At 70.1% G+C, this 17854-nt stretch carries 14 protein-coding genes and 2 tRNA genes; 8 read left to right on the forward strand and 8 right to left on the reverse strand.

What is annotated here, in order from left to right; all coding sequences use genetic code 11:
- Window positions 1–161 precede the first annotated feature (161 nt).
- Window positions 162–1424 carry a L,D-transpeptidase gene (locus ACX27O_RS06875; RefSeq protein WP_030331198.1) on the reverse strand — a complete coding sequence of 421 codons (1263 nt, stop codon included), beginning with the start codon at window positions 1422–1424 and terminating at the stop codon, window positions 162–164.
- 188 nt (window positions 1425–1612) lie between these two features.
- On the opposite strand from ACX27O_RS06875, the gene ACX27O_RS06880 reads away from it, so the two are divergent.
- Window positions 1613–1688 (forward strand) — tRNA-Lys (locus ACX27O_RS06880).
- 81 nt (window positions 1689–1769) lie between these two features.
- Here ACX27O_RS06880 and ACX27O_RS06885 read toward each other — a convergent pair.
- Complete coding sequence (locus ACX27O_RS06885) at window positions 1770–2618, reverse strand: LysR family transcriptional regulator (protein ID WP_458939075.1); 849 nt, start codon at window positions 2616–2618, stop codon at window positions 1770–1772.
- Between the two features lie 108 nt (window positions 2619–2726).
- Between ACX27O_RS06885 and ACX27O_RS06890 the strand changes: the two genes are divergently transcribed.
- The gene (locus ACX27O_RS06890) at window positions 2727–3458 is read left to right on the forward strand and encodes an SDR family oxidoreductase (protein ID WP_458939076.1); all 732 of its coding nucleotides are present in this window, start codon (window positions 2727–2729) and stop codon (window positions 3456–3458) included.
- A 102-nt stretch (window positions 3459–3560) separates the two neighbouring features.
- Here the strand turns inward: ACX27O_RS06890 and ACX27O_RS06895 are convergent, their stop codons facing one another.
- Both ACX27O_RS06895 and ACX27O_RS06900 read right to left on the reverse strand, forming a co-directional pair.
- Window positions 3561–4496, reverse strand: a complete 936-nt coding sequence (locus tag ACX27O_RS06895) for a GlxA family transcriptional regulator (protein WP_458939077.1) — start codon at window positions 4494–4496, stop codon at window positions 3561–3563.
- A gap of 16 nt (window positions 4497–4512) precedes the next feature.
- Complete coding sequence (locus ACX27O_RS06900; protein WP_458939078.1) at window positions 4513–4947, reverse strand: DUF6010 family protein; 435 nt, start codon at window positions 4945–4947, stop codon at window positions 4513–4515.
- A gap of 217 nt (window positions 4948–5164) precedes the next feature.
- Here ACX27O_RS06900 and ACX27O_RS06905 point away from each other — a divergent pair.
- Window positions 5165–5240 (forward strand) — tRNA-Lys (locus ACX27O_RS06905).
- Between the two features lie 105 nt (window positions 5241–5345).
- Here ACX27O_RS06905 and ACX27O_RS06910 read toward each other — a convergent pair.
- On the reverse strand, window positions 5346–5981 hold the full coding sequence (locus tag ACX27O_RS06910; protein ID WP_458939079.1) for a transglutaminase-like domain-containing protein: 636 nt from the start codon (window positions 5979–5981) through the stop codon (window positions 5346–5348).
- Between the two features lie 140 nt (window positions 5982–6121).
- On the opposite strand from ACX27O_RS06910, the gene ACX27O_RS06915 reads away from it, so the two are divergent.
- Window positions 6122–6679, forward strand: a complete 558-nt coding sequence (locus ACX27O_RS06915) for a hypothetical protein (protein WP_458939080.1) — start codon at window positions 6122–6124, stop codon at window positions 6677–6679.
- 41 nt (window positions 6680–6720) lie between these two features.
- Here the strand turns inward: ACX27O_RS06915 and ACX27O_RS06920 are convergent, their stop codons facing one another.
- Complete coding sequence (locus ACX27O_RS06920; protein WP_458939081.1) at window positions 6721–8256, reverse strand: sigma-70 family RNA polymerase sigma factor; 1536 nt, start codon at window positions 8254–8256, stop codon at window positions 6721–6723.
- A gap of 82 nt (window positions 8257–8338) precedes the next feature.
- Window positions 8339–8809: a TspO/MBR family protein gene (locus tag ACX27O_RS06925; protein ID WP_210865163.1), complete on the reverse strand. Its 471-nt coding sequence runs from the start codon at window positions 8807–8809 to the stop codon at window positions 8339–8341.
- A gap of 316 nt (window positions 8810–9125) precedes the next feature.
- On the opposite strand from ACX27O_RS06925, the gene ACX27O_RS06930 reads away from it, so the two are divergent.
- Window positions 9126–11609, forward strand: coding sequence for a M14 family metallopeptidase (locus tag ACX27O_RS06930; protein WP_458939082.1), 2484 nt, complete (start codon window positions 9126–9128; stop codon window positions 11607–11609).
- A 124-nt stretch (window positions 11610–11733) separates the two neighbouring features.
- Window positions 11734–12948 carry an FUSC family protein gene (locus ACX27O_RS06935; protein ID WP_210865165.1) on the forward strand — a complete coding sequence of 405 codons (1215 nt, stop codon included), beginning with the start codon at window positions 11734–11736 and terminating at the stop codon, window positions 12946–12948.
- Window positions 12949–12964: 16 nt separating this feature from the next.
- Here ACX27O_RS06935 and ACX27O_RS06940 read toward each other — a convergent pair whose 3' ends face one another.
- Window positions 12965–14644, reverse strand: coding sequence for a Na+/H+ antiporter (locus ACX27O_RS06940; RefSeq protein WP_374224240.1), 1680 nt, complete (start codon window positions 14642–14644; stop codon window positions 12965–12967).
- Between the two features lie 208 nt (window positions 14645–14852).
- Here ACX27O_RS06940 and ACX27O_RS06945 point away from each other — a divergent pair, with 208 nt between their 5' ends.
- Both ACX27O_RS06945 and ACX27O_RS06950 read left to right on the forward strand, forming a co-directional pair.
- A complete protein-coding gene (locus ACX27O_RS06945; RefSeq protein ID WP_210860056.1) occupies window positions 14853–15161 on the forward strand; it encodes a hypothetical protein in 309 nt (102 codons plus the stop codon).
- A complete protein-coding gene (locus ACX27O_RS06950) occupies window positions 15161–17815 on the forward strand; it encodes a DUF4132 domain-containing protein (RefSeq protein WP_458939083.1) in 2655 nt (884 codons plus the stop codon). The genes ACX27O_RS06945 and ACX27O_RS06950 overlap by 1 nt, the downstream gene beginning before the upstream one ends.
- Window positions 17816–17854: the final 39 nt, after the last annotated feature.

Genomic DNA, 17854 nt, shown 5'->3' on the forward strand with positions numbered 1-17854 from the left:
ACGCCATCAATAGTGTCCGAATTCTGCTACTATTCGGCGTTTCGTGAGCCTGGCTCGTCTCCGTGCGGGGATCGCGGGGTCGCCGTGCAGCCCTCGCGCGGCGGGAGTGCAAGGGTACGCCGGCCCCGCCAACGACGGAGCCGGCGTAACGAGCCGACGCCTCAGATCGCCGGACCGGCTCCACCACTGGGCACCGGCAACGCGCTGCCCTTGACGAACTCCGACCAGCTCAGGCTCCACGCCGTCCAACCGTTGCCGGCGGCGATCCTGCGCTCGGTCCCCTTGATCGTGATCGGATCACCGATCCGGGTCTTGTCGAACAACCACCGGGCGTTCGCCATCGACACGTTCACGCAGCCGTGCGAGACGTTCCGCCGCCCCTGCACGTGCTCCGACCAGGGCGCGGCGTGGATGTACTCGCCACCCCAGGTGAGCCGCTGGGCGAACTGAATGTCGGTCACGTAACGGTTGGCGGGGTCCGGGTCGTCCCGGGTGTCGAAGACTGTGGCTTCCTTCTTCTCCATCACCACCATCGTGCCGCTCGACGACGGCGTGCTCTTCTTGCCCAGGCTCACCGGGATGGTGCGCACCGGCGCGCCGTTCTCGTACACCGTCATCTTCTTGTTGGCGTTGTCGACCTTCATCTCGAACGACCGGCCGATCTTGGCGGTGGCCTTGCGGTCGATGTCGCCGTACCGGCCGTTGCTCAGCGGCATGCCGGCCAGGGCGATCCGCACGGTGATGGTGGTGCCGGGCTTCCAGTACTCGGGGGCCCGGTAGTAGGCCTGCGTGCCGTTGCTGACCCAGTGCCAGGCACCCGGCTGCGGCGGGTCGGTCTTGACGAACATCCGCTTCTGCACCGCCGCGCGGTCCTTCTTCGGGATGCCCGGGTGGAACTCGGTGACCACGGGCATGGCCACCCCGTAGCTCTTGTCGTCGAAGAGGTACAGGCCCGAACCGATCGTCGACTTCGGCTTGGCCATCGTGGTGAAGCTGCTGGTGCCCTGGCTGCTCGTGCCGTCCGACGCGCTCGCCGTCACCGTGGCCGTGTAGCGGGTGCCCCACTTCAACGGCGCGGACGGCACCCAGGACGAACCATCGGTACGCAGCTTGCCCTCGACCGAGCCACCACCGTCCGCCGTCAGGGTCACCGCGGACACCTTCCCGCCACCCGGGAGCTTCGCGCTGATCTCCGTGCTCACCGGCCGGTTCTTCGTGCCGTCGGCCGGGCTCAGGGTGAGCGGCGGGCCGCTCGGTGCGCTCGGTGCCGACGGCGCGGCTGAACCAGGGGCGGCACTCGCGTCCGAGGACGCCCCGCCAACGAATTCCGGCTTCTTCTCGTCGCCGCCGCACCCGGCCAGTGCCAGCGACGCCGCCAGGGCCAGGGCGCCCACCACCGCCCCGGCTCGCGTGAACCGTGCCATCCCCACCTCTGTTCTCGCGTACCTGGCGGACATCGTGCCGTATCAGCGCCGCCACCCACGCCCCGGACTTTTGTGCGCGGGGGCTTTTGTGGCCATATGCCCGGTAAGCTCGACCGAAGGGGGGAGCCGGGTAACCGGATTGGAGCCCGGCTCGACCGGGTGCTAATCTTCTCTCCGTTGCCGATCGAGCGCCGCTAGCTCAACTGGCAGAGCAGCGGACTCTTAATCCGCGGGTTCGGGGTTCGAGTCCCTGGCGGCGCACCAACGAGCAAGGCCCTGACCTGGCAGATCTCTGCCGGTCAGGGCCTTTTCGCGTACATCGGTGCGACGAGGCGATGTCAGCCGCTAGAGGCGGAGTGCGGCTCGTACAAGATCAGCGACGGCTCGGGAACGGCTGTGCGGGGGCCAGGCGATGACCGTGGTGACGTCCGGCGCGTCCACGATCGGCACTGCGACGACATCGTCGTTCAGCTGGGATCGGGCGGAGTCAGGCACGACCAGCAAGGTCCGGCCAAGGGAGGTGAGCTGCAAAAGTTGTGAGTGGCTCCGTGCCTCAGGACCCGGGCCGTCGGGATAGGTGCCATCATCCCCGGGCCAGCGCGGTAGAGGCAGGTCGGGCAGCTTGGTCACCTCGCTCAGCTGCAAACTCCCGCGAGTGGTGAGGGGGTGGCCGGCCGGGAGGATGGCGACCTGGCCCTCGGTGAACAGTTCCTCGGTGTCGAACCCGCTCAGGTCGTCGAACGGGTGGTGAAGGATCGCGACATCGGCACGGCCGGTCCGCAACAGTCGTTCCTGTTCGCCGGGGCCACACAGCATCACGTCGACGTCGACCGATCCAGGTTCGGTGGCGTAGGCGTTCAGTAGCTTCGCGAGCAACTCACTGGACGCTCCAGCCTTGGTCGCCAGGACGACGCCAGGGTGACCGGTGACGGCGAGAGCTGCGCGGCGGGTGCGATGTTCGGCAGCTTCCACAGCGTCCAGCGCTGCTCGTCCTTCGTGCAGCAGGACCGCACCGGCTTCGGTCAGGGTCACCGACCGGCTGTCACGCCTCAACAAGGTGGCACCCAGACGACGTTCGAGCTGACTGATCGCCCGCGACAATGGAGGCTGGGCTATGCCCAGGCGTTGCGCTGCTCGGCCGAAATGCAACTCCTCGGCCACGGCGACGAAGTACCGCAGCTCTCGTGTTTCCACCCGTAGAGCCTAGCCGGGGGGTACGTAGGCGCGGCGATACCGTGAGGGTATCGCCCGTGACTCAGGTGGTCTTGGACGGTTCGCCAGCCGCGATTCAGAGTCGAAGACATGAGTGACAAGAAGATCGCCCTGGTCACCGGGGCTAACAAGGGCATCGGGTACGAGATCGCGGCAGGCCTCGGTGCGCTGGGCTGGAGCGTGGGTGTCGGGGCGCGTGAGCAGACCCGGCGGGACGCGGCGGTGGCGCGGCTGCGGGACGCCGGCGTCGACGCCTTCGGTGTCCCGTTGGATGTCACCGACGACCGCAGTGTCGCCGCCGCAGCCGACCTGATCGCCGAACGCGCCGGACGCCTCGATGCCCTGGTCAACAACGCCGGAATCACCGGCGGCGGGCCGCAGCAGCCGAGCAGCGTCGATCCGGCCGTCATCCGCACGGTGGTGGAGACCAACGTCATCGGCGTCATCCGGGTGACGAACGCCATGCTGCCGTTACTCGGCCGGTCGGCCTCGCCGCGCATCGTGAACATGTCCAGCAGCGTCGGTTCTCTGGCCCGACAGTCAGGTCCCGGTGGTGAGACCTCCACAGGCCCGGTCGCTGTCGCCTACGCGCCCTCGAAGTCGTTCCTGAACGCGGTGACCCTTCAGTACGTCCGGGAACTGGCGGACACGAACATCCTCATCAACTGCGCCTGCCCGGGCTACGTCGCCACCGACCTCAACGGCTTCCGTGGCGTGCGTACTCCCCAGGAGGGCGCGGCGACCGCCATCCGCCTGGCCACACTGCCCGACGGAGGCCCCACCGGCGGATTCTTCGAGGACGCAGGTGTGGTGCCCTGGTGACGGTTCGCGGGCTCTCGCGCTGGCCCGACGCTGCTCGGCGTCGGGCCGGCTGCTGCACAGCGGCTGCGTCATCCCTGCCCATCGGGTGCCCGGGCGTTGCGGTCACCGGAAGCTCCGCCGATACGCCTGCGGGCTGGTGCCGGTGATCCGCTTGAAGCAGTCCCGGAAGGCGGTGGTGGAGCCGAAACCCACCTGCGTCGCCACCCGGTCGACGGGATGGACGGTGGTTTCCAGGAGATGCTGCGCCTGGTGAACGCGGACCCGGTGCAGCCACCGCAGCGGGCTGGTGCCGGTCTGGTCGCGGAAGTGCCGGTTCAGCGTCCGGGTGCTCAAGCCGGCGTGGCGGGCGATGTCGGCGAGGGTCAGCTCGCGCCGGGCGTTGTCGCGCATCCAGGTCAGCAGCGGCTCCAGTGTCGCCCCGGCGGCGGCGGGCGGTTCGTGCGTGATGAACTGCGCCTGCCCGCCCGCGCGTTCCAGCGGCATGACGGACAACCTCGCCGTGGCGGCCGCGACAGCGCCGCCGTGGTCGCGGCGGACCAGGTGCAGGCACAGGTCGAGCCCGGCGGCGGCGCCTGCGGAGGTCAGGAACTGGCCGTTGTCCACGTAGAGCACGTTGGGGTCGACCTGGATCCGCGGATGTTCGGCGGCGAGCCGGTCGGTGGCGAGCCAGTGCGTGGTCGCGCGCTGCCCGTCGAGCAGGCCGGTGGCGGCGAGGGTGAACGCGCCACCGCAGATCGAGGCGATCCGGGCACCGTTCGCGGCGGCGGCGCGCAGCGAGTCGAGGACCGTGGCGGGCGTCGCGGCGGCGGGGTCGGACACACCCGGCACGACGACGGTGTCGGCGTCGACGAGCACGTCCAGGCCCCACGGCACCGCCATGCTGAACGCCCCAGCGGTGACCGTCGGTGTGGCGGCGCAGACGAGGACGCGGTAGCCGGCCCGGCCGTCCGGCAGGCGGGTGCGCTGGAAGACCTCCATCGGGGTGGCCAGATCGAACGGGACGACGCTGTCGAGGGCGAGCACGGCCACTGTGTGCATAGCGGAATTCACCCAGTCAGGACTGTGCGGTCACCGACGGCCGCGCATCGGTCGCCCGTCGCGTGACCCGGTCGTACAGGTCTCTGACCGACAGACCGCCGGCGAAGCACCAGAGCGCGATGACCGGATCGCAGAGCGCGCAGCCGAAGGACGAGTCATGCAGTGACGGGATGATCGGCGCGCCGCGCCGATGGTGCAGCACGTCCCAGACCGTGTGCAGGAGCCACCCGACGCCGATGAAGGTGTACGAGGTGAGCCCGGCGTAGCCCACCACCAGCAGCAGCGCGCAGAAGAGCAACTCCCACAGCCCGAATCCGCCACCGCTGATGTAGGCGGCCCCGGCGCCGGTGACGACGAGCGCGTTCAGGCGTCGCCGATGCGGCTCCGGGACGAGGGAGTTGAGCCCGACGTAGACCAGCCCGATCACCACCGGCATGACATAGCGAAGCACGTCCGCCCCGTTTCCGTTCCAGTTGAAGCCTGTCGAGAGGGAGCCTAGGAAAGCTCGCAGTCGGGGACGAGAGGCGAAAATGCCATGGTCCGCCGGATTCTCGCCACCGATCCCGGCGGTCCTGACCGGGTAGCCCGCGCGGACACCGCGGCGGGGGTGTCCCTGTTTTTCCCAGCGGCACCCTGGCGTGCTAGCGTCTCGTCCCGTTGCCGATCGAGCGCCGCTAGCTCAACTGGCAGAGCAGCGGACTCTTAATCCGCGGGTTCGGGGTTCGAGTCCCTGGCGGCGCACCAACGAGATAGGCCCTGACCTGGTGGTTCACACCGGGTCAGGGCCTTTTTCGTGTACGGCCGCGGCGGATGGCGGCTCGGCGGGTGCCCGGCATCCGCTGTCCCGGATCAGGGCGTAGCGGGCAACCCGGTGCGGCACAGTTCAAGAGCGTCTCGAGCACCGCGCAGGGCTGCGATCACATTGGGCGAGGGCCGCACGTGCACTTCAGGAAGATCGAGGCCGGTCGAGCCGTCGGTGATCGGGTAGGCCAGTTGCTCACGCCCGAGCCGGAACTGGGCGTCGATGCCGGTGCGGTTGCCACGCGGGTCCTGGCGGTGCCAGCGGCCCGCAAGGTGTACGGCAACGAGGCCGTGCAGGAAGGGCTTTCCCCCGTCGGTCAGCTGTTGATAGCACAACCCGGCCGGGACGCCGGCGGCCCGGGCCACGGCCACCAGCAGGTGCGACTTGGCATAGCAGAGGCCGACGCCGGCGCTGAGCACCTCGCCGGCGGTGACGGTGATCCGCGGATCCTGGGCGTCCACGGAGTGCCGGATCCGGTCACGAACCCATGCGAAGGCGGCCCGCGTGAAGTCGACGTCGTCCGGGTGCGCGGCGCGGAGTTCACCAGCTAACGCCCGCACTGCCGGGTGGTCCACCTCGACGACCGTGTCACCGCCCAGGTACTCCATCGGTTCGCCCGCGACCAGTTGCACAGCTGTCCTTTCCCCGCCGCTTGTCGGATCGAGGCTGCTCCATCGCGCCATGACCCGTCGCGTACGGTGACGGTCCCATCTCACCGCAGCCATGCTCGGCCTGTCACCCTCATTCCCGGCCACAGCTGCGGCAACGCGCCGGCAGGGTCTAGGTTCTTCGCGGCTGGCATCGACGACGGTGAGGGGTAAGCGTGAGCGACGTGAGGCTCAACCAGGGAGGCTTCCAGGGCGGGTTCGACCTGCTCGTCACTCCCGACGTGCGGTTCACGCGGTTGCTGCGACGGGATCTGCGGCGGATGAGCTGGTTGTTCGTCATCTCGGGTCTGCTGTTGTCGATCACGAGCCTCGGTACGTTCACTGCCGACGGCGGGTGGCTCCTAGCCGGGCTGTTCGGCGTCCCGTTCGGGGCGGTCTGGTGCATCGCGGGGCTGATCAACGGCTCGGCGTACCTGCGACGTCACGCTGAGTTGAGCGCGCCGGTGCGGTACGTGTTCACCGCGGACGCCATCGAGTGGCACACCGCTCATGCGGCGTTGCGGTTGCCGTGGACGGCGATCAGGCACGCCGTTCGGATGCGGGAGGCGTACCGCCTGGACTGCGCGGACCAGCAGCCGCGGTACCTGTGCCGGACGACGCTGGCCCCGGCCGAAGATGCGCGGGTGGCCGCGTACCTCGATGAACGGTTGGCGGCGCGGCTGGCCGCCGAGGCGTCCGTGCGGCCGATGCCACCTGTCGGGGGTGGAGCGTAGGCGGGCCGGCCCGGCGACGACAGTCGCCGGGCCGGAGAGCCTCAGTAGTCGATGTTGATGGCGGCGATCTGGCGGGAGCCGTTGTAGACGATGGCGGGGCCGGCGAAGCGGGAGCTGGCGTAGGTCAGTGCCGTCTTGTGGCCGGGACTGTTGAACCACGCCTCGATGATCTGCTCGGGCGGGGAGTTGCCCGAGGACGCGAACAGGACCTCGTGCCCGCAGTGCTCGAAGGTGCCCGCGTCCAGGTTCTGCTTCACGCAGTCCTCCGCGAGGTTCTGCTCGTTGGTGCGCATCTTGACCTCGGTCAGCCCGAGCGCGCGGCGTCGTTCGTTGAGCAGCACCAGCAGGCGTTGTTCGGCGGCGGACACGCCGGCCGGCAGAGCGGCGGCCGACTTCTTGGCCGGCCTGTTCGGCGTCGGTGACGGGGTTCGCGTCGGCGTCGCCGACCTGCTGGGGGTGGGGCTCGGGCGTGCGGCGCTCGGGGAGGGTTCGGGCGCCGTGGGGGAGGGCGACTCGACAGCGGGTTCGGTCGGCTCGGGGGCGGGGTCGGTGACCTGCGCCGAGGGTTCGGCGGCTGTGACGCTCGCCGGCTGCTTCGTCGGCCGGTCGGCGTAGGTGGTGATGATGAGCCCGCCTCCTCCGACCATGGCGACGGCCGCGACGGCGCCGACCAGGGTCTTGGGCAGCGACAGTGCCGTGAGGCGGGCCTTGGGCACCAGTCCGGCCTTCGCGTACGCGCCTGTCGAGGCGGCGCCCTGCGAGGTGGCGACGAGCTGGGCCTGGTGGGAGACGTCCGACGCGAGGCGGGCCGGGACCGGCGTGAGCGCGAGGCCGGCGAGCAGCCGCTCGGCGGGAACCAGATCGGAGGTGGTGTTCGGGCAGTACGTGCAGTCGCGGATGTGCCGTGCCAGCCGCTTGCGCCACACCGGAGCCGGCTGGCCGTCCCAGTCGGCGGCCGTGTCGATGAGGCCGGCGCAGCCGGGCCGGGCGGTGAGGGCCCGTACGACGAGCCGCGCGGTGTCCAGCTGCGCCTTCATCCGGCCCACCCGGACGGTCACGAGATGCGCGTCGAGGCGCAGGGCGTCGACCAGGTCGGCGCGGGAGAGGTGACCGGCCTCGACCAGCCACCAGAGGGACAGCAAATGGCGGTGGTCGTCATCCAGCCACCGTGTGGCCAGCACGACCTCCCGGCGCTCATCGGACAGGCGGAGCCGGGTCAGTGTCAGGTCCTCGAAGTCGGAGCCCGGGACGACCAGGTTGTCGATGTCCTCCGGCGCCGTGGGTGTGGTGTGCCGGTACTGCTTGTGCGCCCGTACCTCGTTCATGGTGACGGCCACCAGCCAGGACCGGAACAGCCGCGGATCGCGTACGCCCGCCAGCCCGCGTACGACACTCAGCATCGTGTTCTGGACCACGTCGTCGACGTCCGCGGAACGGCTCATCGCCCGGCCCACGATGTTGTACACCAGGGGTAGGTAGTGCGAGACCAGCTCATCCATCGCGGCGTGGTCGCCGCGGCGGGCCGCGTCCACTACCGCCGACAGGTCGGTCCTGTTCGGGTACGCGTGATAGGTCACGCTCACAACCTCGCCTTCACGGGACATTCTCGTACACCGTGGAGATGGGTTGACACCCGCCCAGGTCACACAAACTGAGCTGTCACCTGTCGCTGTTGAGACGGACGATCGCGCCGTTGAGCACGGTGGCGAAGAGGGTCCACGCGACGTACGGGGCCAGTGCGGCACCCGCGGCGGCGTCGGCGTGCGCGGCGCGGCGGATGAGCGCGACGTTGGAGGCGTTGAGCGCGGCGATCTCGGCCAGCGCGACGGTGGGCCTGCGGGCCTTGAAGAACAACGCGCTCCACCCGAAGTTGAGCGCCAGGTTGAGAGCGTAGGCGCGGGTGAACGCGGCGCGCTCGGCTCCGCTGGTGCGGTCCAGGGCACGGGCGCCCGCCACCGCGATCAGCGCGTACAGCGGCGTCCAGACCAGCGGAAACGCCACGGGCGGTGGCTGCCAGCTCGGCTTGCGCAGCCGCCGGTACCAGCCGTTGGAGGTGTCGTTCACCGCCGTACCGGCGGCGGCCGTGACGGTGACCGCCGCCGCGGTCTTGACCAGGGTGGGAAGTCGCATGCTGTTCAGCTACCCCGCCGGTGCCGGATCAACCACGGCCGGTCGACGGGAGTCGGCGAGGGCGCGCGACAGCCCGTCACCCCGGGCGCGCTGCGGCGTCGTGCGGTGCCTCAAGTAATGCTCAAATTACGTTGATCCGAGCCGATGCCGTCGAAGATCCGCATACGCTCAGCCAACTCGCGCACGGCCTCCCGGACCTCCTCGCTACGCCAACCCTCACCGTGCCCCGACCCAGGGTGCGCGAGCGTCAACCATCCCTCCTTTGTGGATGGTCGCGAGCACATCATCCACCTGTCGCAAGGAGAAGGAGGGGACAATGCGACGCAGACAACGGCGCATCGCGTTCGTGGCGCTGCCCGCACTGTTGGCGGGCGTCCTCGTGTCGACCGGGCCGGCGGGCGCGGATCCCGCGCAGTCGGCCGCCACGGCCGGCTCCGCACCATCCCAGCTGGAGAGCCGGGACCAGGTCCGCCGCGTACACGTCAGGCTGGCCGGCGCCGACATGCTGGACAAGGTCGTCGCCGCCGGCTTCGACCTCGAACACGGTCTCAAGCGGGTGCCGACCGGCATCGAGGGCGAGGCGGTGGTCACCGCCGAGCAGATCACCGAACTGACGACGATGGGCGTCGAGGTCCTCGCCGACGACGCGGGCTTCGTCTGGAGTGACGAGGCCGACGGCGGCATCCAGGGCAACGCTGCCGCCCGCACGGCGCAGCCGGCGAGCCACGACGCGACGGTGCGGATCGCCCGCGCCGACTGGTTCACCACCAAGGGCCAGGGCTTCCTGTACGTCGAGGCGCGCACCACCGAGGGACAGCAGGCGGACCCGGTGGTCGAGATGCAGCTGGAGAACGACTCGGGCCGGGGCACCTCGTTCGGCTTCGCCCGGACGATGAGCCGCTTCGTGGACTCCGGGCAGTACATGTTCCACCGGAACCTGTTCAAGCTCGACGCGCGGCCGACCCAGATCCGGGTCACGAGCTCGACCGGGGGCGTCACCACCGGCAAGGTGTCCGACTGGTTGGAGGACGCCCCGCCGCCACTGACGGCGGACCCGTCCTACAAGTCGGACTTCGTGGACGGGTACAAGCACCCGCAGCAGCTCTACAGCCGCGCGAAGGAGATCGCCCGCCAGTACCCGGACATCGCCGAGATCGTCTACCTTCCGAACCAGACCAACGGCTACCAGCGCAAGGCGCAGGCCACGATCGGCGGTACGGGGCAGTCAGCGGTCGTGGTCAGCTCGGCGGCCTGGGGCCACGAGGGCGGCAACGACGTCACCGTCGAGTTCGTGGACCGGCCGGAGGCGGACCTGCCGCTCGCCGTTGAGGTCACCGGCACGGCGGTCCGCGTGCTGCTCGCCACCGACGCCTCCGGCGCTCCGGCGAGCACTGCCACCCAGGTGGCGGACGCGCTGCGGACCCGCTCTGCGGGCCTCATCGACCGGGCGCACCCGTACCGCACCAACACGGGCACCGGCGTCGTCGCGCCGACGGCCGGCCCGGTCGCGTTGACCGACTTCCTCGACCAGAAGCGCGTCGGCGCGCCCGAGGGTGAGGTGCCCCGGGGCCCGGTCACGATTCCCGTCCTGCGGATCGGCAAGCACCGTGACGGCAGGAAGCCCGGCGTCCTGATCCAGGCGCAGGACCACGCCCGCGAGTGGGTGCCGGCGACGACCAGCCTGGAGTCGGCCGAGCGTCTGGTGCACAACTACCGGTCCGACCGGGAGACGAAGGAGATCGTCGACAACACCGACGTCTTCTTCATCCTCTCCAACAACCCCGACGGGGCGAACTACAGCTTCTACAACTTCGCCTCGCAGCGGAAGAACATGACGAACCACTGCCCGGACGCGACAGCCGATCCTGGGCAGCGGAACTCCTGGGGCGTCGACCTGAACCGCAACTACCGGGTCGGGTCGGGTCACGACGGGTACGCGGGCGGGTCGACCAACTGCGTCAGCGGCACCTACCAGGGCCCGGAGGAGCTGTCCGAGCCCGAGTCGAAGAACATCATCTGGCTCGTCGAGAAGTACAAGAACATCAAGTTCATGATGTCGGTGCACTCCAACGGCGGCCAGCTGTTCTGGCAGCCCGGCGCGTACATCGCTGACGGGCGGATCACCACGCCGCGCCCGCCGCTGGGTGACGAGGCGTTCTACTGGCAGTCGGCGGCCCGGATCCTGTCGCAGGTCAAGGCGCACCGGGAGACCGTCGTCACGCCGGAGAACGTCGGTGGCTCGTCCGACGTCCTCTACTCCTCCGCCGGCAACGTGCGCGAGGACCTGTACTACACCTACGGGATCTACGCCTTCGGCTGGGAGGTCGGCGGGTCCGTCTACAACCCGGCCACCGGTGACTGGCAGGGCGGTTCGTTCCAGCCGGAGTGGGCGGGCAACCCCGAGCTGGTCAGCGGCCACGCCGAGACGATGGAGTACGCCAACGGGATCATGGAGATGTTCCGGGTCGCGGCGGACTGGGGACGGGACAGGAAGAACCCGACATCGCAGCTCGTTCCCGGCGCCGGGACGTACCGCGGGCCGGTGGACGTACGCTTCGAGACGAGCGAGCCGGCCACCATCTACTACACGACCGACGGCAGCCGGCCCACGCTCCAGTCGCCCCGCTACGCGGCCACCGAGTTCCGGGAGCCGGGGCAGGTGTTCCACGTGACCGAGACGACGACGTTCCGCTGGTTCTCGGTGGACAGCGCCGGCAACATCGAGAAGAACTACGACCCGACGAAGAACGACAGGCGCAACAACTACCGGACGGCGACGATCAAGATCGCCAAGAGGTAGTCCGCGTACCGTGATCGTTGCCCCGCCGGTCGATGTCACCCGCACCGGCGGGGCAACGGTCAGCAGGGCCCGCGCGGGCGTCGGCAGCGCGGATAGGTCCTCATTTGGTGGGTAAGCGGCGCGCATGCCCGCGAGCGAGGATTCGGCCGCCGACCTGGATTCGGCACCACACGGGCGTTCTCGCGTCGACCGGATGTTCGGCAGCCTGCGGGAGCGGGCGCGGGAGGCGTGGCGCGTACGTTCCTGGCGGTTCCGGCTCTACGGTCTGCTCGCCGTGCAGGCCGCCATCGCGGCGGGGCTCGCCTGGTTCGTCGTGTACCAGTTCCTCGGCAATCCGTCCCCGGTCTTCGCGCCCACCGCGGCGGTCGGCATCACGGCCGCCGCGATGGGCTCCCTACTGCGGCGCACCATCGAACTGCTGGTCGGGGTGGTGCTCGGGCTCGCCGTGGGTGACCTGCTCATGCCGCTCTTCGGCATCGGCCCGTGGCAGACCGGTGGGGTGGTCCTGCTGGCGATCATCGTGGCCATCCTGCTCAAGGGCGGTGGTTCGCTGCTCACCCAGGCCGGCGGTACGGCCGTGCTCATCGCCACCCTCGAACCACCGGTCCGTGACCTGTCCATTCCCCGGTTCGTGGACGCCGCGGTCGGAGGGCTGATCGGGTTGGCGGTCAGTCTGCTGCTGGTACCCATCCATCCGCGGCGGACACTGCACCGACTGGCCGAGCCCGTGGTCGGTCCCGCGGTGGCCGCCATGCACCACCTGGCGGCGGCGCTGCGCCTGCGGGATCTCGGACAGGCCGAGCAGGGCCTGCGCGAGCTGCGGAACATCGGCCCGCAGGTCATCGCGTTACGGGACGGGCTGCAAGCCGCCCAGGAGGTGGTACGACTCGCGCCGCTGCGCTGGCATGAACGCGACTCGTTCGCCCTCCACGCGGAGTCGATCCGACATCTGGAACGCAGCGTGCACAGTTGCCGATCTCTGGCGAGGCAGCTCACGACGGCACTCAAGGACCACGAGCCGCTGCCGGAGGAGGTCCCGGACGCCATCGACCTGCTGGCCGACGGCGCGCTGGACCTGCGCGCGGCGATCGTCGCGCGGGAGGAGCCACGGGAGCCGCGCGAGCGGATCCTGGAGGCTGTCGAACTAATCGGACGGGCACAGGGCGGGTCCGTCCGCGACCCCACCCGCCTGCACCGTCACCGTCTGGGCTACTCCGGGATGATCGCCGTGGGCGAGTTCCGGACCATCGCCCATGACCTGCTCATCGCCAGCGGCCTGGACCCGGAGAAGGGCGCGGCACTGGTGCGGCAGGCGATAGACCGGGGCCAGCACGAATGATCGCACTGTCGGCCGGTCAGATGGACGTCCGCCTGGGCAGCAGCAACTCCTCGTGATCGAGTTCCCGTTCCAGGACGCGCAGTTCCTCGTCGGGCAGCCGACCGCTGTCGCGCCAGCGCACGAGTTCCTCCCGCTGGGCGTCGATGGCCGTCCGGCGGACCTGGAGCGCCGTCTCGTACTGCGGTGAGGTCGGTAGCTCCGACGACCCGCTCTGTTCGAGCAGGTCAAGTCGCCCGCGGTAGCGCGCCAGTCGGGCCAGCAACTGGGTACGGGTGGTGTTGACGGCCATCGCGCTGTCCGGCTCGGCGGCGGCGACCTCGTCCAGGCGGGCCAGGGCGGCCTCGACCGCCGCCGAGCGGGCCTCGTTGCGTACCCGGGCCTGGTCGGTCTCGTTGGCGCGCAGGCCCAGCCTCCGCACGAGCGGCGCGAACGTCAGGCCCTGCCCGACGAGCGTCACGAGGACGACCACGAAGGTGCAGAACAGGAGCAGGTCCCGGTCGGGGAACGGCACCCCGCTGTTGGTGGTCAACGGCAGGGTGAAGATCGCGGCCAGGCTGATCACCCCACGGGTGCCCGACCAGCTCAGCGCCGTCACCTCGCGCAGGGACAGTCGTTCCGCGTTGCGGTCGGCGCGGGCGACCTGCCGGGCACTACCGGGCTCGTCCGGGTCGTCCTGCTCGGATACGCCGCCCAACCGGCTGTGCAGCGACCGGGGGAGGGACTGCGTCAGCACCAGCCAGGCGGGGCGTAGCAGCAGCACCACGCCGACCGACACCGCCACGGCGATGACGATGGTGGACGTCTCGTACTGGCGCAGGCCCTTGACGACCTCGGGGAGCTGCTGGCCGATCAGCAGGAAGACGAAGCCCTCAAGGAGGAAGTCGACAAGCCGCCACACGGCGCTCGTCTGCAACCGGGCGGCGCCGGAGCCGAGCTGGGGCGTCTGGTGGCCGACGATCAGCCCGGCGATCACCACGGCGAGCACACCGGAGACGCGCAGCTCCTCACCCACCAGGTAGGCCACGAACGGTGTCGCGAGCGAGATGGCGTTCGACAGCAACGGATCGGTGGTGAGCGGTCGGGCCAGACGTACCAGCCAGGCGATGGCCGCCCCCACCGCCACCCCGCCGACCGCCGCCAGCACGAACTGGCCGACGGCGGCCGGGAACGAGAATTCGCCGCCCACCGCGGCGGCCACCGCGACGCTGAGCATCGTCAGGGCGGTGGCGTCGTTCAGGAGCCCCTCACCCTGGATGATCGTGACCATCTTCGGTGGCAGGTTGACCCGGCGGCCCACCGCGAGCGCGGCCACCGGGTCGGGTGGCGCGACGGCGGCGCCGACCGCGATTCCGGCGGCAAGTGTCGCGCCGGCGACGAACAGATGGAAACCGATGCCGACGAGAACGCCGGTGAGAAGCACCAGCAGCACGGACAGGCTGACCACGATGCGCAGGTTGCGGCGGATGTCCAGCAGCGAGGAGTCCAGTGCGGCGCTGTAGAGCAGCGGCGGCAGCACGACCATGAGCACGAGGTCAGGATCCAGCCCGACGTTGGGGCCCGGGAGCAACGCGTACGCGATGCCGATGAGCGGCAGCAGCGCCGCCGCCGGCAGTCCGGTGCGGGCCGCCACCCACCGCACGGCGACGATCACCGCGACGGCGGCGAGCACGAACAGCAACATCGAGTGGGTGCTCACGTGGTGACGTCCCCCTGGAGCGGCGCGAGCGAGATTGTTCGGGGTGCCGGGCGGTCAGCGCAGCACGCAGCGGTGACGAGCCTACCCGCTTGATCAGCCGAACTTCCTGGTCGACCGGGCGGGGCCCCTCCCGTGCGTGGCTGCCCCGCCCTGCTCCACCCCACCTTCGCCGGACGCCGTGTCGGACGGCTGCGTTACCTTCTCCGCCATGCCGATGATCACGATCGCCGATGAAGTGACCGGAGCCCCGAGCGGACCCGAGTGGAGCGTGGAGGTCTTCGAGGAGTCGCTACGCCTCGACGAGTTGATCCGGCGGCGGACATTCCTGGAGGTCGCCGAGTCCGGTGCTGACGTCGACGCGGAGGCGCGGACGCAGGTGGCACTCGACGCGTTCCGTCGCAACGGGTTCGTCGTGCTTGTCGACGACCGGCAGGTGACAGCCCTGGACGAGAAGGTCCGCCTGCACGCGGGGTCGCGGATCACCTTCCTCAAGCTCGTCCCGCTGGTGGGTGGCTGATGGACACGCACGACGCGGAGTTGGCACTGCGTGACGTTGTCGACACCGTCAGGGGATGGTGTGAGCGGAGCGACAACACCCTCAACGAGCATGGACGGCGGGATTTCGTCAGCCGGATGACCACGGTGCTCGGCTGGGTGTCGGCCGGCACGCTGCCCGCGCTGCTCGCCGCGCTCACCGATCCGCACGGGCCCTACCAGCTCGCTGCGCCGCAGGTCGAGCTGCTGCCGGAGGCAATCCGGCAGGGTGAACTGCTTGCCGCCGCGGTGGCGGACCTGGGCGGCCACGACGCGGACCATGATCGCCGTCGCGCCGCGGCGATGACAGTGGTCGAAACCCTGCCGATGCTGGCGTACCAGACCGAGACCCCGTGGGACCGCGCCCGTCGCGAGGTGTGGGCCCGGGCGGCGCAACTGCTGGCCGCACAACCGGCGCCGGTCCGGCAGACGGTGTTCGACGCCTTGACCGTACCGGGGGAGGACAGCGACGGGCGGGGCACGCTGATCAGTGCCGTGCGCTCCGGCGGCGGGCTCGACGGCGCCGTCTGGCTCGACCGGCTGGGCGGTCAGGCATGGTTGGGCTTCGGTTACTGGAGCACGCAGCTCAAGCAGTTCACCTGGGAGTCCATCCAGGCGGAGGCGTCGGCCGGGCGGGTGAACCCGGCGGCCCTGGCGACCTGGCGCCGGACCCGGGTCGAGCGTTCGCTGCGCGACATGAGCGACGAGGCTGACCGGGTGTGGCCGATCCCCAATGTCGGCGAACAGTGGGCCGACCGCGCGATCGCGGACGTCGAGTCGATGCCGGAGGACCGCCGGGCCGCGTGGCAGGCGCTGCTGGCCCACTGTTCGGTCGAGGCGGACAGGGCGAAGCCGTCGGCGGGCTGGCGCAAGCAGGCTCGGTCGCTGCTCGACGCGGTGGGCGGCGACGAGTTCACCGCCCGGCTCGACGATTGGCTCCCGCTCGTGGGGCAGGCGCGTACCTTGCCGCTGCGCATGACCAAGTGTTGTCCCGGCCACCTCGCGGACGTCCCGCCCCGGATGATCGACCGCTACAACGTCGGGCTGCTGTGGGGCCTGGTCTGGCTGCGGACGATGCTGCCGTCGTCGGAGGAGACCCTGCGCAGCCTCGGCCAGATCGCGGAACGCGCAGCCCGCAAGATTCCGGGCCACGGCCCGGCCAGCCCGAAACTGGCGAACGTCGCGGTCGCGGCGCTCATCGACTCCGATCATCCCGCCGCCCTCGCGCAACTGGCCCGGCTCGCGTCGCGGCTGACCTACAAGAGCACCCTGCGCATCGTGGAGAAAGGGCTGACCCAGCAGGCAGAGGCGCTCGGCGTCAGCCGCGAGGACGTCGAGGAGATGGGCCTGCCCGGTTTCGGCCTTCCCCTCGCGGACAAACTGGGTGACTGCTCGTACGAGCTGGAGGTGCGCGGCATCGACGCCGTCCTGGTGTGGCGCAACGCGGACGGCAAGGTGGTCAAGGCCCCACCCGTGCAGGTGCGTAAGGAGCACGGCGACGAGCTGAAGGAGCTGAAGGCGACCGTCACGGACGTCGCGGCGACGCTGATCGCCACCCGCGACCGCCTGGAGGGGCTGCTGCGGCGGGACCGGGCGTGGACCGTCGAGCAGTGGCGGGAGCGTTTCCTGGACCACCCACTGGCCCGGACCCTGGCCCGGCGTCTCATCTGGACCGTCGACGGCGTGGCCTGCTGCTGGGGCGGCGACGCCCTGCGGAGCGTGGACGACAGGGTTGTCGAGCCCGCCAGCGACGCCACGGTACGGCTGTGGCACCCGGTCGACGACCCCGCCGCGGTCCAGGCTTGGCGGGACTTCCTGGGCCGGCACACGATCACCCAGCCGTTCAAGCAGGCGCACCGTGAGCAGTACCTGCTCACCGACGCGGAGCGCGCCACCGGCACGTACTCCAACCGGTTCGCCGCGCACATCGTGCGCCAGCACCGTCTCAACGCGCTGCTGTCCCGGCGCGGCTGGTCGTACGTCCAGCACCGCAACGACGGCGCCAGCTACGACCTGCCCTGGTTGGCCCTACCCGACTGGGGTCTGCGGGCCCAGCTGAACATCGCGGGCATCGAGGATCGTGCCGACGACGCGGTGTTCGACACGATGGGAACCGACCAGCTGTGGTTCGGCCGGGGTGAGCGCACGCCGGTGCCGCTGGAGGAGATTCCGGCGGTCGTGCTGAGCGAGGTGATGCGCGACGTCGACCTGTTCGTGGCCGCGGCCGGCGTGGGCAACGACCCGAACTGGTACGACGGTGGCCCCCAGGGCCGGTACCGCGACTACTGGTCGCAGAGCAGTTTCGGCGACCTCACCCCGACCGCCCAGACCCGCCGGGAGGTACTGGCCGGGCTGATTCCCCGGCTGGCGATCGCCGACCGGTGCACGGTCACCGACCGGTTCCTCGAAGTGCGCGGTGACCTGCACACATACCGCATCCACTGCGGCTCGGGCAACATCCTGATCGCCCCGGACGACAGATACCTGTGCATCGTTCCTGCCTCGGCGAAGGCGAAGGAGCCGGAGATGTTCCTGCCCTTCGAGGGCGACAGCCGGCTCGGCGAAATCATCAGCAAGGCGTTGCTGTTGGCGGCCGACAAAAAGATCAAGGACCCGGTGATCCTGCACCAACTCTGAGGCACCAACGGGAGCGGCCGTGCTGTCGCCAGGACCCGG

The sequence above is a fragment of the Micromonospora sp. SD19 genome (assembly GCF_054462275.1).